At 73.3% G+C, this 19404-nt stretch carries 15 protein-coding genes; 5 read left to right on the top strand and 10 right to left on the bottom strand.

All coding sequences use genetic code 11. The features are described 5' to 3' along the window. Positions 1-70: 70 nt before the first annotated feature. Positions 71-1792 (top strand): hypothetical protein, encoded by a 1722-nt coding sequence (locus tag ACIHIX_RS36735; RefSeq protein WP_399964055.1) that lies wholly within the window; start codon positions 71-73, stop codon positions 1790-1792. Between the two features lie 69 nt (positions 1793-1861). Here the strand turns inward: ACIHIX_RS36735 and ACIHIX_RS36730 are convergent, their stop codons facing one another. The 7 genes from ACIHIX_RS36730 to ACIHIX_RS36700 form a co-directional block, all read right to left on the bottom strand. Then, entirely contained in the window at positions 1862-2503 is a 642-nt protein-coding gene (locus ACIHIX_RS36730) for a cutinase family protein (protein ID WP_399964053.1), read from the bottom strand. A 137-nt stretch (positions 2504-2640) separates the two neighbouring features. Continuing rightward, positions 2641-3861: a PucR family transcriptional regulator gene (locus ACIHIX_RS36725; protein ID WP_399964051.1), complete on the bottom strand. Its 1221-nt coding sequence runs from the start codon at positions 3859-3861 to the stop codon at positions 2641-2643. Positions 3862-3983: 122 nt separating this feature from the next. Next, the gene (locus ACIHIX_RS36720; protein ID WP_399964049.1) at positions 3984-4928 is read right to left on the bottom strand and encodes an alpha/beta hydrolase; all 945 of its coding nucleotides are present in this window, start codon (positions 4926-4928) and stop codon (positions 3984-3986) included. Between the two features lie 22 nt (positions 4929-4950). Beyond that, on the bottom strand, positions 4951-8940 hold the full coding sequence (locus ACIHIX_RS36715) for a beta-ketoacyl synthase N-terminal-like domain-containing protein (RefSeq protein ID WP_399964047.1): 3990 nt from the start codon (positions 8938-8940) through the stop codon (positions 4951-4953). Beyond that, positions 8937-10784 carry a fatty acyl-AMP ligase gene (locus ACIHIX_RS36710; protein WP_399964044.1) on the bottom strand — a complete coding sequence of 616 codons (1848 nt, stop codon included), beginning with the start codon at positions 10782-10784 and terminating at the stop codon, positions 8937-8939. Before ACIHIX_RS36710 ends, ACIHIX_RS36715 begins: the two co-directional genes overlap by 4 nt. 51 nt (positions 10785-10835) lie before the next feature. After that, entirely contained in the window at positions 10836-12359 is a 1524-nt protein-coding gene (locus ACIHIX_RS36705) for an acyl-CoA carboxylase subunit beta (RefSeq protein WP_399964042.1), read from the bottom strand. 177 nt (positions 12360-12536) lie between these two features. After that, the gene (locus ACIHIX_RS36700) at positions 12537-13520 is read right to left on the bottom strand and encodes a tetratricopeptide repeat protein (RefSeq protein WP_399964040.1); all 984 of its coding nucleotides are present in this window, start codon (positions 13518-13520) and stop codon (positions 12537-12539) included. 98 nt (positions 13521-13618) lie between these two features. Between ACIHIX_RS36700 and ACIHIX_RS36695 the strand changes: the two genes are divergently transcribed. From ACIHIX_RS36695 to ACIHIX_RS36680, 4 genes are all read left to right on the top strand, one after another. Continuing rightward, entirely contained in the window at positions 13619-14707 is a 1089-nt protein-coding gene (locus tag ACIHIX_RS36695; protein ID WP_399964038.1) for a YihY/virulence factor BrkB family protein, read from the top strand. A 92-nt stretch (positions 14708-14799) separates the two neighbouring features. Beyond that, positions 14800-15501, top strand: a complete 702-nt coding sequence (locus ACIHIX_RS36690) for a hypothetical protein (RefSeq protein ID WP_399964036.1) — start codon at positions 14800-14802, stop codon at positions 15499-15501. A 142-nt stretch (positions 15502-15643) separates the two neighbouring features. After that, complete coding sequence (locus ACIHIX_RS36685) at positions 15644-15886, top strand: DUF5133 domain-containing protein (RefSeq protein ID WP_399964034.1); 243 nt, start codon at positions 15644-15646, stop codon at positions 15884-15886. A 79-nt stretch (positions 15887-15965) separates the two neighbouring features. Beyond that, positions 15966-16655 carry an NADPH-dependent F420 reductase gene (locus ACIHIX_RS36680; protein WP_399964032.1) on the top strand — a complete coding sequence of 230 codons (690 nt, stop codon included), beginning with the start codon at positions 15966-15968 and terminating at the stop codon, positions 16653-16655. Between the two features lie 37 nt (positions 16656-16692). Here the strand turns inward: ACIHIX_RS36680 and ACIHIX_RS36675 are convergent, their stop codons facing one another. The 3 genes from ACIHIX_RS36675 to ACIHIX_RS36665 all read right to left on the bottom strand — a co-directional run bounded on the left by ACIHIX_RS36675 (position 16693) and on the right by ACIHIX_RS36665 (position 19369). Next, the gene (locus tag ACIHIX_RS36675) at positions 16693-17007 is read right to left on the bottom strand and encodes a hypothetical protein (RefSeq protein ID WP_399964030.1); all 315 of its coding nucleotides are present in this window, start codon (positions 17005-17007) and stop codon (positions 16693-16695) included. A gap of 236 nt (positions 17008-17243) precedes the next feature. After that, positions 17244-17927 carry a class I SAM-dependent methyltransferase gene (locus ACIHIX_RS36670; protein ID WP_399964028.1) on the bottom strand — a complete coding sequence of 228 codons (684 nt, stop codon included), beginning with the start codon at positions 17925-17927 and terminating at the stop codon, positions 17244-17246. An 83-nt stretch (positions 17928-18010) separates the two neighbouring features. Beyond that, the gene (locus ACIHIX_RS36665) at positions 18011-19369 is read right to left on the bottom strand and encodes a DEAD/DEAH box helicase (RefSeq protein ID WP_399964026.1); all 1359 of its coding nucleotides are present in this window, start codon (positions 19367-19369) and stop codon (positions 18011-18013) included. Between the last annotated feature and the right edge of the window lie 35 nt (positions 19370-19404).

The raw sequence follows: 19404 nt of genomic DNA, 5'->3' as shown, positions 1-19404 counted from the left end.
GGCGACATAAAACTGAGTTCCCGTCAGCACTTCCTGAGCGCGGACCGTCCGAGTCCCTAACGTCCGCGGCATGGACATAGACAGCAGGAAGAGGGGGACGTGGCGCAACGCCGCCCTCGCCGCGTTGTTGACCGCCGGGACGCTCACCGCGGCGGCGCCTGGTGCTCAGGCGGACGGGGCGCGGACGGAGACTCCGGTGGTGTCGACGTCCCCGGTCACCGGGGTGCGGGAGACGGTCGTGCGGGTGAAGGCGCCGTTGCCGGAGTCGGCGGGGCCACGGCCGGCCGCGTGCGACTGGCTGTCGTATCTGCGGTACCGCGCCGCCGACGGGCCGGCCGCCGCGGCCGACGCCGACCGGATCCTGGTCGCCCAGCCGGGCATCCTGGAGGGGGCCGGGGCGTTCGACAGTGTCGCGAGGAACGCGGTGACGGCCGCCGCCGCCCGCGGTCGGCACATCGAGTTCTGGGCCCTGGACCGGCGTTCCAACTGCCTGGAGGACCGCACCGGCATCGCCTCCGGCGACCAGCACACGGCCGTCGACTACTACTACCGAGGCGAGCAGGTCGGCGGACGTACCTTCAACGGGTACGTCGGCAACGGCCGGTTGGGGTGGATGGCGCGGCTCGGCATCGAGCAGACCGTCCGCGACGAGTACGACCTGCTGACCAGCGAACTGCCCGACCAGAGCGTGCGCGAACGCAAGGTGCTGTGCGGCGGGCACTCGCTCGGCGGCGTCGTCACCGGCTACTTCGCCACCGCCGACTTCGACGGGAACCCGGCCACCACGGCCGACGCCGGACACCGCCAGTGCGCGGGCTACTTCGCGCTCGACACCACCGTCTCCACCTCGCTGGCCGACCTCAGCGGCAGCATCCCCGACGACACCAACCTCCCCGATGTGGGCCTCGGTCACGGCGTCGTACAGGCCGGCCTCGACAGCGGCGTGCTGCCCCGCGCCCTGTCCGCCCCGGTGCTCCTCAACCCCGAGACCATGACCCTCCTCGCCATCGCGGGCCTCGGCGCCCTCGAAGCCCCCGGAGCCGAGGCGGACCTGCCCCGCTACCTCCCCGCCAACCTCAACATCGAGGCCACCAACCGCTTCCTGTTCTCCAAGGACACCCCCACCTTCGTCACCGGCTCACCCGGCGTGAAGGACTTCCGGCTCACCAACGATGCCGTGCTCGGCGCCCTGCTCGACGACAACTCCGTGCCTCTGGCGTTCCTCCAGAGCAGTGTCGGCTTCTTCGACGGCGGACCGATCGTCGACAAGGACTTCCCCGTCGCCAACGGGAGTTCACAGCAGCCCGGCCTGTTCGGCATCGGCTACAAGGCGATCCCGGACCGTCCGCACGGGCCGCTGTACACATGGCGGAATTACGACCGTGTCGGCGCCGCCGACGACCCCGGGTACCGGTCGGCCGACGGCACCCCGTTCACCGCCGCCGGCAAGGAGGTCACCGACCTCCGGGAACTGGCCCGCAGCCTGGCCGAGCAGCCGCTCGACTTCACCGAGCAGTACTTCCCCACCAAGCTCGTCACCGACCTCGAACTCGCCGGTTCCCCGCAGGTGAAAAAGCTCGTCGCGCATCCCGAAGGGATCACCGCCCACCCCACCCTCACCGTCCTCGCGGGCGACGGACTGCTCGCGGGTCGCGTTCCGGACGACCTGCATCCGCTCATCGCCCCCGGCTACCAGCACCTCGACGTACTCACCGCCGCCCCCGTGCAGATCGACGGCCGCCCCGAGGTCGTCTCCAGCGGGCTCGCACGGTTCGCCGCGACCCTCGACTGACCGTCGGCGAAACATACGTGGGGCCCGGGAGGAGCAACTCCTCCCGGGCCCCTTCTCGCTCCGTCGGGCTCAGACCCTGCCCGCGGCGAACGTGGCCGCCGCGTCGGCGTTCGCCGTGTAGCCCAGATGTGCCCCGACGTCGCTCCCGCCGCTCTCGCAGACAGGGTCGCCCGTGGCGCAGAAGTCGATCGTGCGGCTCTGGTAGACGCCGGTGACGCTCTTGCCGAGGGCCCGGATCGGGTTGCCGAACAGCAGCACGGCCGCGACCTTCGGCTCGACCGCGGTCGGCAGGGTGGCGACGATGGGACTGCCGACCACCGCACCCTCGCTGCTGATGCCGATGGAGTTGTCCACGACGTTCGCGCCCTGCGAATAGCCGACGAGGACGAAACGCTGGTTGGGACAGGCGGCGGCCTGTTGCCTGACGTGATTCACCAGATCCGCGTTGCCCTGTGCCGCCGAGGTCAGGGAGAGGTCCGCCGGATAGTTCACCTTGTAGCTGGAGAGGGTCTTTCCGGTGATTTTCTTCTGGAGTGCGGAATACACGGGGTCGCCGACGATGAAGCCGAGCGTGCCCGGCTCGAACGTGCCGCGGGCCGCGACGACGTCGATGTCCGTGCAGGCCGCGGCTGATGCCGCGGGCGCGGTGAGGGTGATGACGCCGGCTCCGCCGAGCAGCGAGAGCGCGGCCAGGCATACACGGATACGCATGGAATTCCTCCGCGATGGGGGGCGCGGGATGCGCCTGCGAAAGGGACTTCCTCAACGTATTCGTGATGTTCGAAAGGGTGTTATGGACACGATTATGGAAGCGGTGCGATTTTTTATTGCGGGATGAGTGCTGGAATTCAGTCCGGGCGCGGGTGCGTGGATTCCGCGCGCAGCGCCAGGATCATCTCCAGACGGGCGTCCGGATCGTGCAGGGCGTCGCCGAACAGCTTCTCCAGTTGGCGCAGGCGGTAGCGGACCGTCTGCGGATGCACGTGCAGCCGGGCGGCGACGTCCGGGACGTTGCTGCCGCTGAGCAGCCAGGCCAGCAGCGTCTCGCTGAGCCGTGCGCGCTGCCCCGTCGACACCGTCTCCAGCGGGGCGAGGGCGCGGGCCCCCAACTGGCCGAGCAGCGGCTCGTCGGCGTGGAGCAGCAGCGTCGACAGATGGTCGGCGCAGCGCACCACGTCCTGGCGCGGGAGGATGCCACGCCCCATCAGCCCGAGCGCCCGGGTGGCCCACCGCAGCGACTGCGCCGCCTCGCCGAGCGGCACCGTCGGACCGATGGCCGCCGGGCGTCCGCGTAACGCGAGGGTGAAGCTGCGGCCCGCCCACCGGCCGGAGCCGTCGGGATCGGGCACCAGCATGCGCGGCGGCCGGGACTCCATGTCCACCAGCGCCCCCGACGAGGCCAGCGGCCGGTCCTCCTCGCGCTGGTCGGGGGCGCCGGCGAGCACCACGACGGCGACGTGCCGGGGCACCGTCCACCGGGCGCCGTGTGCCAGCTTCCGCACCGCCTCCGGGGCCACCGGGCCCGTACCCAGCAGCAGTTCGAGCAGCCGTCGGCGGCGCCGCTCCAACTCGTCCGTGCTGCGCAGCTGGCCTTCCGAGTAGCCAGCGGCGGCTGCCTCGGCGACCTCGTGCACCGTCTGGAACGCCAGCTCGCCCAGCGCGGCCACGACGGTCGAGTCCAGCCCGAGGGTCTCCGCGGTGCGGCCCATGCAGCGCCAGGCGTGCATGCCGCCCACGCGCAGGGCGGACTGGAGCACGTCCAGGCTGCGGCCCTCCCGGGCCACGCCACGTCCCAGGGCGTAGTACGTCGCGGCGATCGACTCCCCGTCATCGCGCGGATCGGCGATGTGGTCCACGAACAGGGTGAGCGCCTGCACCACCCCGGCCCGCAGGTTTCTGCCGTAGGGCCCGTCGGGCGGCTGGGCGTACTCGGGCACCTGGCGGCGGACCTCCTCCTCCACCTGGTCGGCGACGGCGGTGAGTTGGGCGCGCAGCAGCTCGGCCAGCTCGGCCGGCACCTGGGTGGCCTCGGAACCGTTCGTCGGGTCGCGCGGGGTGGGGAACGCCATCGCGGACACTCCTTTCGCCCGGAGTCGGCCGGCCCGCGCGGTGTTGCCCGTGGGGCGAGGGGGACGTCCTGGGTTGGACGGGCGTCCCCTCCGTTCCGTTCCGTGCCCCCATGGCACCGACATCACTCCGGCACGCCCAGGGCACGGGCGAGCATCGGCCACGACGCGGTGAACTCCCCTTGCCAGTAGGCCCAGCTGTGCCCTCCGCCCGAGTAGAAGTGGCTGTCGACCGGGATGGCGAGCCGCGCCAGCGCGTCGGTGAAGGTGTGCGCGGACGGCCACAGCGCGCTCTCCAGCACACCCGGCAGGGGATCGCCGCCGCCCCCGAGCAGACCGCTGCCCTGGGAGACGTACAGGGAGGTGCCGCGCAGCCCGTCCGCGCGGGCCCGGGGATTGAAGTCCCGCCAGACGAGCAGGTTGAGGATCGGATTGCCCCACAGGGAGGCGGCCGGGAGGTTCTCCCGGGCCACGATCGCGTCCACGATGGCGGGCACCCCGGGCGCGGTGGTGTCCAGGACACCGCTGTAGGAGGCCGCGGCGGCGAACGCGCCCGGATGCCGGGCCGCGTGCGCCATCGCCCCGTACCCCCCGGTCGAGACACCGGCCACGGCCCGCACACCGGAGGCCCGGTAGTCCCGGGCGAGCAGCGCGGGGACCTCCGTCACCTGGAAGGCCTCGTAGTCGGAGCCGTCGCGCCACACGCTGGGAATGCCGGTCGGCCCCGCGTCCGGCATCGCCACGATCAGCTCGCGGCCCTCGGTGAACGCCTCGATGTCCGTCTCCCGCGTCCAGGACGTGTAGTCGTCGTGGGCGCCGTGCAGGAGATACAGGACCGGATACGTCCGTGTCGGCCGCGTGCCGAAACCCGACGGCAGGATCAGCCGCACCGGCGCGCTGCGCCGCAGGGCGGCGGAGGGCACGGACACGTCGAACGTACGCGGCCCCACCTGGGTCGCCGCCCGGGCGCGACCGCTGCCGGTCGCGGTGCCGAACAGAACGGCCAGACCGGCGGCGGTCGCCGCCTTCGCGACGGTGCGCCGGGACACTCCGGTGATGCGGTCGGGCATGGCGGCTCCTCGGGTCTCCGGTTCAGCGGGCGGGGGCGCGCTCGGCGAGCGCCCGGTCCAGATGGGTGGCGATCTCGTCGACGCAGGGCGGGTCGAGCAGCGCCAGGTGATGGCCCTTCACCTGGACGACCGTCAGCTCCGGGCACACCTCGTCCCAGCCCAGCGTCTCGTCGTCGCGTTCGTAGGCGGGGTCGCGCACCGTGTGCGGCGCCGGTTCGGTGGCCCGGTAGAGCAGCACCGGGCCACCGAACCGGCCGGGCCGGTGCGCCTCACCGATCCTGAGGTCGAGATAGGAATCCCGCTGGTGCGCCAACGCGGCGGGCGGCACGTCGAAGGACTCCCGTACGGCCCGGAGCACGGTGTCGATCCGGTCCCTGTCGTCGTCCATGGCGACCAGGTCGTCGTACGGCAACTCCAGGCGCACACCGTAGGTTTCGGCGACATGCCCCGCGAACCCCTCGAAGTGGGCGCGGATCCGCTCGCCCGGCGTCAGCCCGGGGCGGGGGAGGGGGCGCACGGAGTCGATGAGCACCACGAGCGGTATGTCTCGTCCGGCGGCGGCCAGTTGCCGGGCGGTCTCCTGGGCGACGAAGCCGCCGAAGGACCAACCTCCCAGCAGCAGCGGGCCGTTCGGGCGGGCGGCGTCGATCGCCTCGGCGTACCGGCGTGCCTTCTCCGTCACCGTGCGGGCCTCGTCGATCCGGTCGAGCCCGAACACCGGCTGCTCGGCGTCGAGGGCTTCGGCGAGCGCCTTGTACACGGTGGTCGGACCGCCCGCCGCGTGCACGAGGAACAGGGGCGGCCGGGAGCCGGTGGCGCGCAAGGGACGCGGGGTCGCGCCACCGGCCGACCGGGGGAGCGCCTGTTCGACGCGGGCGGCCGCCTCGGCGACCGTGGCGGCACCGAGGAGATCGCGCAGGGGCAGCTCGACGCCGAACTCACGCTTGACGGCCGTACGGACACGGACCGCCATGAGGGAGTCGAGACCGAGGTCCGTGACGGTGGTGGTGGGGGCGACACGGGTGGGGGAGTGGCCGGACACGGCGGCGATGTGGTGGATCAGACGGGTCACGACGGGCGAGTGCTGCGTCGCCTGCGGGACGGCGTCGTGTTCGACCACGTCGAGCCGTCCAGGTACCGCCCCCGCCTTTCCGTCCGTCCACCAGTGCCGTGCGTGCCGCCAGCGCGGCCCCGGCAGGTCGATGACCCGTCCGGCCGGCAGCGGCAGCCGCCGGCCCGCCGCGTACAGGGCGCCCAGCTGCCCGGTGAACGCGGCCGATCCGTCCGCGTCGCGGCGCAGCGTGGCCAGCGCGAGCGCGCCGGGCACGGTGTCGGTGACAGCGCCCGTGAGCACCGGATGCGGCGAGATCTCGACGAACGCGGTGTGCCCGTCGGCCGCCGCCGCTCCGAGGGCCCGGTCCAGGCGCACCGGGCGGCGGAGGTTCGCGGCCCAGTGCGTGGCGTCGAACGCGCTGACGCCGCGCGGGTCGTCGAGGACGGTGGAGTAGACCGGGACGCGCGCCCGGCGCCCCCGCACCCCGGCCAGCGCCTCGGTCAGCCCCGGCAGCAGCGGTTCGACCTGCGGGGAGTGCCCGGCGCCCACGACCCGCATCGAGCGCGCGGCCCGGCCCTCCTGGCGCAGCCGGTCCACCAGGCGCTCCACCGCGGCCTCCGCCCCCGTCACGACCTTCTGCCGTGGTGAGGAGTGGACGGCGACCTCCACGCCCGGGAAGTCCCGCTCCAGCCGGTCGAGTTCGGAGTCGTCGAGGTCCACGACGGCCATCGCGCCACCCCGCAGCCCGCTCAGCAGCCGGGCGCGTACGGCGATGACCCGGGCCCCGTCGCTCACGTCCAGGGCGCCGACGCACACCCCGGCCGCCACCTCGCCCATGGAGTGGCCGATCACGGCGGCGGGTTCGACACCGTACGACCGCCACAGCTCGGCAAGCGCCAACTGAACCCCGAACAACAGGGGTTGGGCCGTCTCCAGCCGGTCAAGGCCGGTGCCGGACGCGAGGTGGTCGTACAGGGACAGGCCGCCGCACTCCGCGGCGAGCTGCGGGTCGAGCTTCTCGACGGCGGCGGCGAACGCGGGTTCCTCGGCGAGCAGTCGGCGCCCCATCCCGGACCACTGGGTGCCGTAACCGGAGAAGACCCAGACCGTGCCGGGCCCCACCAGGTCCCGGTCGCCGGTCATGACCCGCTCGTGCGGGCGACCTTCCGCCAACTCGTCCACGGCGGAGGCGAGTTCGTCGCGGTCGCGGGCCACGACCGCCGCACGGACCGGACCGCGGCCGGTGCGGCCCGCGAGGGTGCGCGCCACGTCGGCGGGGTGCGCCGCGCACCCCTCGGGTGTCCGCAGCCAGGCGGCGAGCCGGCCCGCGGTGTCGCGCACGCGCTCGGGATCGGCGTCGGAGAGGAGATGCAGACGGGCGCCGGGCTCGTCGCCGTCCGGGGGAGGGGGCGGGCCGAGGGGACGCCATTCCTCAAGCACCACATGCGCGTTGGTGCCGCCGAACCCGAATCCGGAGACGCCGGCGGTGGCCGTGCCGCCGTAGCGGGGCCAGGGCTCGGGCTCGCTCACCAGACGCAGCCGGGTGCCGTGCAGGGCGCCGCCCTCGCTGTGCAGGGACGGCGGGATGAGATCGTGGTGCAGGGCGAGCACGGTCTTCACCAGACCGGCGACCCCCGCCGCGGCCTCCAGATGGCCCAGGTTGCCCTTGACCGAGCCCAGCAGCAGTGGCTGGTCGGGGTCGCGGCCGGACCCGAGGACCGCGTCGAGCGCGCCCGCCTCGATCGGATCGCCGAGCGGTGTGCCGGTGCCGTGCGCCTCGACGTGGTCCACGTGCGCCGGAGTGAGCCCGGCGCGGGCGTAAGCGGTCTCCAACAGGGCCCGCTGGGCTGCCGGGTTGGGGGCCATGAGACCGTTCGACCGGCCGTCGGAGTTGACGGCCGTCGTACGGATCACCGCCAGCACCCGGTCGCCGTCCCGCTCGGCGTGCGACAGCCGTTTCAGCACCACGGCCGCGCAGCCCTCGCCGCGCCCGATGCCGTCGGCCACCGCGGAGAACGGTTTGCACCGCCCGTCGGGCGCGAGGGCGCCCGCCCGCCGGAAGGCGACCGTGACGGCCGGTGACAGCAGCAGATTGACGCCCGCGGCGATCGCCGTGTCGCTCTCGCCCGCCCGCAGACTGACGCAGGCGTGGTGCACCGCGACCAGCGAGGACGAGCAGGCGGTGTCCACCGCCAGACACGGCCCCCGGGTGTCCAGGACGTACGCCAGCCGACCCGCCGTCACGCTCAGCGCGGCGCCGGCCGGCGCCCACGGATCCACCGCGCCCGGGTCCGCGCCGGTCAACTGCCCGTACTCCGGCGCGGACACCCCGACGAAGACACCCGTGGCCGTGCCCGCCAGGGACGCGGCAGGGACGGCGGCGTGATCGAGGGCCTCGTGGACGACCTCCAGCAGGATCCGCTGCTGGGGGTCCATCACCGCCGCCTCGCGCGGAGTGATGCGGAAGAAGTCCGCGTCGAACCCGGCGATGTCGTCGAGATAGCCGCCGTAGGGATGCGCGTCGGCGGGCGGGAAGGCGGTGAAGTCCCGCCAGCGGTCCTCGGGCACGCGCCGGATCGCGTCCACGCCCTCGCACAGCAGTCGCCAGTAGTCACCCGGCCCGTGCACCCCGCCCGGCAACCGGCAGCCGACGCCGACGACCGCGACGGGCTCGCCCGGCGCACCGGGCGCCATGACCAACGGCGCGGGTCCCGGAGCCGTGCCGCACAACCGCGCCACCAGCGCCTGCACGGTCGGCGCCTCCCACAGCAGGGTCGGCGGCAGTTCGCAGCCCGTGACGCGGGACAGCTCCGCGGTCAGGGCGATCGCGTCCCGCGACGACATGCCGAGCTCCGCGAGCTGCCGGTCCAGCGGAACGTCCGCCACGGCCGTACCGAGCCAGGACGCCACCCGCTCGGCGATCAGCCGCCGCAGCGCCGCCGCGTCGAGGCCCCTCATCCGGCGGCCCTCGACGCGGGATCGACCGTCGGGTCGGGCGCTGGTCCGGCCGCTGGTCCGGCCGCTGGGTCGGCCGCCCTCTCGTAGGCCCCTTCGAGATACCGAGCCCGCGTCAGCGCCCGCGACACCTTGCCGCTGGACGTACGGGCGACGGCACCCGGCGGTACGAGCACGACGTCCGCGAGCCGCAGCCCGTGCCGCGCGGACACCGCCCCACGTACGGCCCGCACCACGCCCGGCACGTCCAACTCGGCCAGGGACACGGTCCGTACGTGCTCGGCGACCAGGACCACCCGCTCACCCGCGGCACCCACCGAACCCACGGCCGCCGGCACGGCGAACACGGCGAGCCGGTCGCGCCGCACCGCCGGATGCGCGTCCTGGGCCGTGGCCTCCAGGTCCTGCGGATAGTGGTTGCGCCCGTCGACGATGACGAGGTCCTTGAGCCGCCCGGTGACGATCAACTGCCCGTCCAGCACCGCGCCCAGGTCCCCGGTGCGCAGCCACCGCCCGCCCGGCGCGTCCGGGCCGCCGTCGAACTCCGCCCCGAAGACCCGCTCGCTCTCCTCCCGCCGACCCCAGTAGCCGCGCCCGACGTTGGGCCCCTGCACCCAGATCTCCCCGACCTCCCCCTCGGCCGGTACGACACGGCCGGCCGGGTCGGCGATACGCACCCGCTGCCCCGCCGGGGTGCCGCAGCCGGCCAGCAGCACGGCCCTGGGATCGTCGGGCCGCGCGGGCAGGGCCTTACCGGCGGCGAGGGCGTCCCGGTCCAGGGCGAACCGGCCGAGCGGCTCACCCGGCCGGGCGGCGCTGACGAAGACGGTGGCCTCGGCCAGCCCGTACGAGGGACAGTGCGCCCCGGTCGGCAGACCCTGGTCGGCGAAGGCGGCGTGGAAGCGGTCGGCCGTGCCCGGGCGGACCGGCTCGCTTCCGTTGATCAGCGCGGCGACCCCGTCGAGACGCAGGTCGGCCTTCTGCGCGTCGGTGACGGCGCCTACGCAGTAGTCGTACGCGAAGTTGGGCGCCGCGCTCAGGGCCCGCGGATGCGTGCCCAGCAGCCGCAGCCATCGTGCGGGTTCGTTGAGGAAGGCGGCCGGGTCCATCAGCACCGACAGCGCACCGCGCACCACGGGTGCGGCGACGCTCAGCACCAGCCCCATGTCGTGGTACAGCGGCAGCCAGCCCACACAGGTCACCGGACGGGCGTCGGCGCCGTAGGCGCTCAGCGCCTGCCGGGCGTTGGCGACGACGTTGCCATGGGTGATCTCCACCCCGGCCGGAGCCCGTGTCGAACCGGAGGTGTACTGGAGGTAGGCGATCGCCCCGGCATCCGGTGCGACCGGCCGCCGGGCGCCGTCCGCGGCGTCGTCCGGCACCTCGTCGGCACAGACGATCCGCGTCGGGCTCTCCGCGCTCCGCGCACAGAGCTCCTCCACCTCCCGTCGTACCCGGCTCGTGGTCACGACGCCCGAGGGACGCGCGTCGGCGAGCACTCCCGCGAGCCGGTCCGCGTGACCGGGCAGGCCGGGCGGATACAGCGGTACGGCGATCAGCCCGGCCGTGAGCGCCGCCAGGAACCCGGTGACGTACTCGATGCCCTGCGGACACAACAGCGCGATGCGCGCCCCTGGTTCGGCCTGTTCGGCGAGGCGGGCGGCGAGCGCGCGCACCCGCAGGTCAAGGCGCCGCCAGGTCAGGGTCCGGTGGACCCCGCGGGAGTGCGGCGCCGGGTACTCGACGAAGGTGAGCGCGCGCCGGTCGGGGGTGGTCGCGGCCCAGTGCCGCACGTACTCGGGCAAGGTCGGGCACGCGGGGGAGAGCGGGGGGTGGCGGCTGTCCATGGGACATGGCTCCTGAAGTCGCGGGGCGGAAATGGCTCCTGACTGGACGGCTCAGAGCGGGATGTTGCCGTGCCGGCGCTGCGGCAGCGGCGCGCGTTTGCCGTGCAGGGCGGCGAGGGCGCGGCAGATGTGGTCGCGGGTGTCGCGCGGGGCGATGACGGCGTCGACGTACCCGCGCTCGGCGGCGAGGTACGGCGTGCCGTGAGTGCGCTCGTACGCGGCGACCAGCCGGGCCCGCAACGCCTCGGGATCGTCGGCGGCGGCCAGCTCGCGCCGGTGCAGGAGGCCCACCGCCCCCTCGGCGCCCATGACGGCGATCCGGGCGCTGGGCCAGGCGAGGTTGATGTCGGCGCCGAGGTGCTTGGACCCCATCACCGCGTAGCCGCCCCCGTACGCCTTGCGCACCACGACCGTGACCTTGGGGACGGTGGCCTCGGCGTAGGCGTACAGCAGCTTGGCGCCGCGCCGGATGATGCCGCCGCGTTCCTGCCGTACGCCGGACAGATAGCCGGGGACGTCGGCGAACGTGAGCAGCGGAATGCCGAACGCGTCGCAGAACCGTACGAACCGCGCCGCCTTCTCGGAGGCGTCGATGTCGAGGACCCCGGCGGCGTGCAGCGGCTGATTGGCGACGACACCGACCGACCGGCCCTCGACGCGCGCCAGGGCGCAGACGATGTTCGGTGCGAACAGCTCCTGCACGTCCAGCAGTTCACCGTCGTCGACCACCGCCCGCAGGATCGCCCGCATGTCGTACGCCTGACCGAGCCGATCCGGCACCACGGAGTCGAGCAGCTCCCCGGAAGGGGCGGCGCCGGGCGCGTAGGCCGGTGGGGGCTCCAGGTTGTTGGCCGGAAGGTACGCGAGCAGAGCGCGTACGACGTCCAGGGCGTCGTCCTCGTCGGCGGCGAGGAAGTGCGCGTTGCCGTTCACGGCGTTGCTGGTGCGGGCGCCGCCCAGCTCCTCGGCGGTGGCGCGCTCGCCGGTGACGGCCTCGATGACCTCGGGGCCGGTGACGAACATGTGCGAGGCGCCGTCCACCATGACCGTGAAGTCGGTGATCGCGGGCGAGTAGGCGGCGCCGCCCGCGCACGGGCCGAGCACGACCGAGATCTGCGGAATCACCCCGGAGGCCTGGACGTTGCGGCGCACCAGCTCGGCGTAGAGGGCGAGGGAGGCGACGCCTTCCTGGATACGGGCCCCGCCCCCGTCATTGAGCCCGACGACCGGGCAGCCCGTCCGCAGGGCGAGCTCCATCAGGGCGACGGTCTTCTCGCCGAACGCCTCGCCCATGCTGCCGCCGAACACGGCGGAGTCCTGGGCGAACACGCACACCCGGCGTCCGTCGACGGTCCCGAACCCGGTGACCACCCCGTCGCCGTACGGACGCCGGTCCTCGCCCCCGCCCGCCCGGGCCCGCACGAACAGCCCGGTCTCGGTGAAGGACCCCTTGTCCACCAGCCGCTCGATCCGCTCCCGGGCCCCGAACTGCCCACGCCTGCGCGCCCCTTCCACCGCCAGCGCCCGCTCGCGGCGACGGGCCAGATCGGTGATCCGCTCCGCCTCTTTGGTCACAACCACCTCCGAAGTGGTTGTCGAATATGGCAGCGCGGCGACGAATGTATGAGCGAATTGGTGTGAGCTGTGGGGGAGTTGAGTCCTCGGGAACGGAAATTCATCCCCGCATGACAAGGGCGCCGTTACGCAGCGGCAGGACAGCCGTGCGCCGGGCAGACCCGAGGCGATTCGTGTTCAGCTCCTGAGGGACCGGCGGGCGTCGGCCACCAGGTCGCGGGGTAGTCCCTCTCCTGCGCACGCGTAGTCGAACAGCAGGTCCCTATAGCTGGTGTTGGCGAGGCGTGGTGCCATGAGGATCAGGGCCCGTAGATCCTTCGCCGAGCCGGACAGGCGGGTGCGGTAGGCGGCGTGCGCGGCGCGGAGGGTGATCTCGCCGGGGGCGAGTGTCAGGCCCTGTTCGGTGCGGTGCACGGCCGCGGCGAAGTCGCCTTGTTCGGCGCGGACGTCGGCGAGGTCCAAGTGGAGCGACCAGTTGTCGGGTTCCAGGGCCAGGGCACGTTCGAAAGCGGTCGCGGCCCGGTCCAGGTCGCCCGTCGCACGCCAGGTGCCCGCTCGCGCGACCTCGGTCCACATCGAGGGCCCGGCGGTGTCGGCGCGGTCGCACAGGGCGAACGACAGATCGGGACGGCCGCAGGCTCGCGGCAGCCGGGCCATGGAGGCCAGCGACTCCGGGAGGGGGCTGCGCGCGGACACGACGTCGACGGCCCGGAACCAGGGCGCGAACCGGGCACGCATCTCGTCGGAGTCCAGGTCGTGGCCGTGGTCCAAGGTCCGCAGACAGGCCTCGGCCAGCGCCTCGGCACGCACGCCACCGAGCAGGCGGGCGTCGCCGAACCAGGGCGCGAAGCCCCACGCCACGTCGGGCCGCACCCCGGTGACCGAGCCGAGGGTCATCACCGCGTCGTCCATCTCGCCGTCGAGAAAGAAGAAATAGGCCTGGGCCGGCACCGTGCTCACGGAGCCGTCGCCCGCGAGCCCCGCCGTGAGCTCCGCACGCCGCTCTCGCCACAACTCGGCGAGCACCTCATAGGGCTCCGCCGCCGCGGGCGCCGAGGCGACGGCCCCCACCAGCATCTTCACGGCATCGACCGGGCTTCCGCCGCAGTGCGCCATCACACCGGCGAGCGCGACTCCCGCGGTCACTGACTGATTGGACATCGACAGAGGATAGCCATGGCGGAGAACATCCATGGCCACAGGTCGGGCGGTGGTGGCCGTGCGCACATGAGCTCGACCTGGACGGTTACCCGGCGGCCATGAGCGAGCGGCAGAACGTCGGGCAGGGAAACGGTGAGCGGCACTCCCGGTCGGTGCGGGACGCGCCCGGTGACGAGGCGGACCGGGGCGTCACCGTCCCCGACACCGGGCCGTCCCCCGAGGTGGAGCGGCGGGCGCCGGACTCGCCGGCCAAGCTGCCCGCGAGGGCGTGGCGGGCCGTACTCAGAGGCAGCCTGCGTGAGTTCAAGAACGACGAACTCGCCGATCGCGCCGCCGCCCTGACGTACTACGGCGTGCTGTCGCTGTTCCCGGCCCTGCTGGTGCTCGTGTCGCTGCTGGGCATCGCGGGCAGGTCGGCCACCGACACCGTCCTGGACAACCTCAGGCAGCTCACCCCCGGCTCGGCCCGCGACATCATCACCCGGGCCGTCCAGCAGTTGCAGGACCAGTCGGGCACCGGCTCGGTCATGGCGATCGTCGGACTGGCGCTGGCGGTGTGGTCGGCGTCCGGCTACGTGGCCGGGTTCATCCGCGCCGCCAACGCCGTCTACGACATGCCGGAGGGGCGCCCGGTGTGGAAGGTGCTTCCGGTACGGCTCGGGGTGACCGTCGTGCTGATGGTGCTGGCGGTGGCCAGCGCGCTGATGGTGGTCTTCACCGGCGCCCTGGCCCGCCAGGCCGGGACCGCCCTCGGGCTGGGAGACACCGCGCTGACGGTGTGGGCGATCGCCAAGTGGCCGGTCCTCGTCCTCCTCGTCACGATCATGATCGCGATCCTGTACTGGGCCACGCCCAACGCCCGGGTGATGGGGTTCCGTTGGATCACGCCGGGCAGCGTCCTGGCCCTGCTCATCTGGCTGGTCGCCTCCGCCGGCTTCGCGCTCTACGTCGCCGGCTTCGCCTCGTACAACAAGACCTACGGCACCATGGCCGGCGTCATCGTCTTCCTGATCTGGCTGTGGATCAGCAACCTCGCGATCCTGCTGGGCCTGGAGTTCGACGCGGAGACGGCTCGGCAGCGGGCCGTGGCGGGTGGGCTCCCGCCGGACGCCGAGCCGTACACCCGGCCCCGCGACACCAGGACGTGGGACGAGAAGGACCGCCAACGCCTCGCGGACGGCCTCTGAGACACCCCTGGTCGCGCCGGGAACCGAGCGGCGGGTCGCACTCGTGTCCGGGTACGGGTGCACGGGCAACGGCTGCGGCGCGCGGGGGAATCATGCAGATCATCGAGGTGACCGGGTACGCCGTCCGATCCGCCGTGATCACCATGCGGCGAAAAGACACCCCGCTGGAATTCGTGATCTTCCCGATGGTGCACGTCGCCTCGCCGACCTTCTACTCGCAGGTCCGCACCCGACTCCGCGACTGCGACCTCATCGTCCTTGAAGGCATCACAGGCCGCTCGGCGGGCGTGAGCGCCCTCACGCTCGCCTACCGGTTCGCCCCGCGGCGCCGACGCAACGGCCTCCAGGAGCAGCGTGACGACGTGCTCCTCCCCGAGTCCGTACCGGTCATCAACCCGGACGTGACCGCGGCCGAGGCGATGGCGGACCTCAGGACACTGCCGCGCTGGATGTACGTGCTCCTCCTGGTCGCGGCGCCCGTGCTGGGCCTCGTGTTCGCGCTGCGCGGACCCCGGGCCTTCCTCGACGAGGACATGGCCGTCGACGATCTGCCGCAGACCCTGCGGGCGGAAATGCTCGCCGACGACCCCGTGGAACACGCCATGACCGGCCGCCGCGACGAACGCCTGCTCGCCGCGCTCGGCGAGATCCACACGGAGCGCGCCGACGAGCCGATCCGGGTGGCCGTCGTCTACGGAGCCGGCCATGTCCCGGCGATCGTCTCCGGCCTGATGGACCGTTACGGCTACCGGGCGCGCGAGGCGCAGTGGCTGACCGTCCTCGTCCCGGCGTAGACCTCCGCTCCGCGACCGTCGCGCTTCGGCCGGATGTTCCCCGGTCCACGCGGGCCCCATGCGTAGATCCCCGGAGGCTGGGCACTTGGGGTTCTGCCCGGCGCCGCCGGGTGCAGAGCGGCGGTGTGAGAGGGGACTCGTCATGATTCTTCCGGCGGAGAGAGAGCTGCGTGCGGCGCTGGCACGGTTCGCCGAGGCGCGCATCGATCACGACCGGCTGGCCACCGGTCGCAGCGGTCGCGCTCTCGAGGACGCCACGTACACGCTGTGCGTACTGACCGGCGCCCGTACCGCGGAGGATGCCCTGGCCATGGCGGACGCGCTGCTGCGGAGGTACGGCGCCGAGGCCGCGAGCGCGACGAAGGACAAGACGCTGGCCGCATAGCAATACGGTACGGGTCGGTCTAGTTTCGTTCCCGGAGCCGGGCGCATGCCGTCGCCCGTCCGGGAAGGATCAGATCCTCATGCGTTACGCAGTTCTCGGTACCGGCATCGTCGGCCGGACGATCGCCACCAAGCTGGCCTCGCTGGGCCACGAGGTGGCGATCGGTACCCGTGATCCGCAGTCCACCCTGGCCCGCACGGAGCCGGACGGGATGGGTAATCCGCCGTTCGCCGTCTGGCACGCCGACCACACGGACGTACAGCTGAAGCCCTTCGCGGAGGCCGCCGCCTTCGGCGAGACGGTCGTCAACACCACCGCCGGAGGCGCGGCCCTGGACGCGCTGGACGCGGCGGGCCGTACGAACCTCGTGGGCAAGGTGGTCATCGACCTCGCCAACCCGCTGGACTTCTCGGCCGGTATGCCGCCCACGCTCGACCCGGTCAACACCGACAGCCTCGGCGAGCAGATCCAGCGTGCCTTTCCCGACGCGAAGGTCGTCAAGACGCTCAACACCATGAGCTGCCCCGTCATGGTCGAGCCCGCCCGTGTCGCCGGCCCGCACAACGTCTTCGTCTCGGGTGAGGACACCGGAGCCAAGAAGCAGGTGACCGAGTTGCTGGTCTCCTTCGGCTGGCCCGAGTCCAGCGTCATCGACCTCGGCGGCATCGAGACCGCCCGGGGCACCGAGATGGTGCTGCCGATCTGGCTGCGCCTGATGGGCACGCTCGGCCACACCGACTTCAACTTCCATGTCCAGGGCGCCCGTTAGGGACCAGGCGGAGCGGTGTCCGGCTCGTCCGCCCCGGTCAGGCGGGGAGGAAGCGGGGCCACCAGGGCGGGACGTTGTCCGGGCACAGCGGGGCGGGGTAGGAGTCCGGCATACCGAGCCAGGTCACGAGGAACCAGGTCAGGCACAGGGCGAAGAGGAGCCCTGTGGCCCAGGCAGCCCCGCTGTGCCGTCTTCCGAGGGTGCTGTGCAGGACGATCCACGGCAGGGCGGCGGCGATCCAGATGAGCGGCGCGAGGACCAGCAAGGTCATGCCGTTGGCCGCCGCGCCGCCGCCGATGCCGCACGCGGCCCAGGCCCTGCCGATCGCGGCGACGGACACGGTCGCGGTCAACCCGCCCAAGAGGATCCCGGAGCCCGTCCCCCTGAGCGCACGGCGCGGTGCACCCGACGGCCCTGCCGGGGGTGCGCCCGACGGCTCTGCCCCCACGCTCGCGCCCGCGTCGTCGTGAAGCCCGGCGCCCACGCTCGCCTCCCCCGTGTCGTCGTAGAGGCGGAGGCTACCAGCGCCGCGGAGCGGTTCCGCGAGGCCAGGCGGTGCGTGACAGCCGCTGCCGGCGCCCAGCGCCGTCAGCGCAGCCGGCGGGCCCGCAGCACCACGTCGTCGGTGTGGTGCGCGCCCGCGCCGCCGTCCGGTGCCACGCGGGGCCGCTCCTCGTCGACCTGCACCTCCCAGTCCTCGTCCAGCAGCGCGGCGACCATCGAGGGCCAGACGTAGTCGGCCGGGTCGAAGCCGCTGTCGTCCGCCGACCGGCTCTCCATGCCCGCGTGATGCACCAGCAGCAGCACTCCGCCGGGCGCCACGGCATCGAGCAGCGCCCGTTCGGCCGCGGCGTCGGGGGTGCGCTGCAAGGCCGGGTACTGCGCGGAGACCAGGTCGAAGGAGGCCGGCGGGAGCGCCGCCTCGGTCAGCGCGGCGTGCGTCCAGCGCACGGTCACGCCGGCGTCCCGCGCGTGCCCGGCCGCCCGCTTGAGCGCCACGCCCGAGACGTCGAGCGCGGTCACCTCCCAGCCGGCGCGCGCGAGCCAGACGGCGTCGGCGCCCTCGCCGCAGCCCACGTCGAGCACCCGGCCGGGGGCGAGACCGGCGACCTCGGCGACCAGCGCGCCGTTGGGCTCGCCGCTCCACAACTGCTGCCGGTCGGCGTAACGGGTGTCCCACTCCGCCCGCACCGCCGGGTCTCCGGCATACGCGTCGGCGGGCGAGGAGGACGTGGCGGGAACGGGCGTCGGTGCGGTGATGTCGTCGGTCATCGGACCACCGTCGCCCCTGGTGCCCCGGTCACGCCACACTCGTTGCCGGACCGGCAAAAACGGTGTTCCGGAGCCGCTCGGGGTCAGCGGCCCCTGCGGACCCGGGCCGCGGCCCGGGCCTCCGCCGCCTTGCGGGCCTCGGCGGCCTTGCGGGACTCCTTCGCGGGGCGGCCCGTACGGTCGCCGAGGCCGCGGAAGGGGACGTTGCCGGTGGAGGTCTTCGTCCCGGTCGGCGGGCGCTTCGCGCCGGTGAGAGCGGTCAGCTTCGCCTCGCCGGAGCGCACCTGGGTGACCGTCGGCCGGATCCCGGCCCCGGACATCATCCGGTTCACGTCGCGTCGCTGGTTGGGGGTGACCAGGGTGACCACGGTCCCGGACTCCCCGGCGCGGGCCGTGCGCCCGCCGCGGTGCAGATAGTCCTTGGCGTCGGCCGGGGGATCGACGTTCACGACGAGGTCGAGCGTGTCGATGTGAATGCCCCGCGCGGCGACGTTGGTGGCCACCAGCACGGTGATCGCACCGTCCTTGAACTGGCCCAGCGTGTGAGTGCGCTGCGGCTGCGACTTCCCGCTGTGCAGGGCGCCGGCCCGGATGCCGCTGGCCCGCAGATGGCGGGTGAACTGGTCCACGGCGGCCTTGGTGTCCAGGAACATCAGGACCCGGCCGTCCCGCGCGGCGATCTCGGTCGCGGTCGCGTACTTGTCGGCGGCGTGGATGTTCAGCACATGGTGTTCCATCGTGGTGACCGAGCCCGCGGCGGGGTCGACCGACGCGAGCACCGGGTCGTGCAGATAGCCGCTCACCAACTGGTCCACGTTGCGGTCGAGCGTGGCCGAGAACAGCAGCCGCTGACCGTCGGGGCGGACCCGGTCGAGGAGCTCCGTGACCTGCGGCAGGAACCCCAGGTCGCACATCTGGTCGGCCTCGTCCAGCACCGTGATCCGCACCTGGTCGAGATGGCAGTCCCGGCGCTCCACCAGGTCGGTCAGCCGTCCCGGTGTCGCGATCAGTACGTCGACCCCGGCCCGCAGCGCCGCCTGCTGCCGGTTGATCGACAGCCCGCCCACCACGGTCGCCAGCCGCACCTTGAGGGTCTGCGCGTACGGGGTCAGCGCCTCGCTCACCTGCTGGGCGAGCTCCCGGGTCGGCACCAGGACCAGCGCGAGCGGCCGCTTGGCGTCCGCGCGCAGGCCCGCGGTCCGGACGAGGAGCGCAAGGCCGAAGGCCAGCGTCTTGCCGGATCCGGTCCGGGCACGGCCGAGCACGTCGCGGCCGGCCAGCGCGTTGGGCAGGGTGGCCGCCTGGATCGGGAAGGGCTCGGTCACGCCGAGGTCGGTCATGGTCCGGGCCAGCTCCGGCGGCAGCCCGAGCGCGTCGAAGGAGACGGCCGGGGGCAGGCCGGGCGGCACGGTCGGTCCAGGACTCGACGGCTGCGCGTTCATGGGGGAACCTTCCTGATCTGGCGCCCCGGAACGAT

It is taken from the genome of Streptomyces sp. NPDC051913, from assembly GCF_044593635.1.
Taxonomy (GTDB): Bacteria; Actinomycetota; Actinomycetes; order Streptomycetales; family Streptomycetaceae; genus Streptomyces.
The sequence above is the reverse complement of the archived record's forward strand: the minus strand, read 5'-3'. Positions and strand labels throughout refer to the sequence as shown.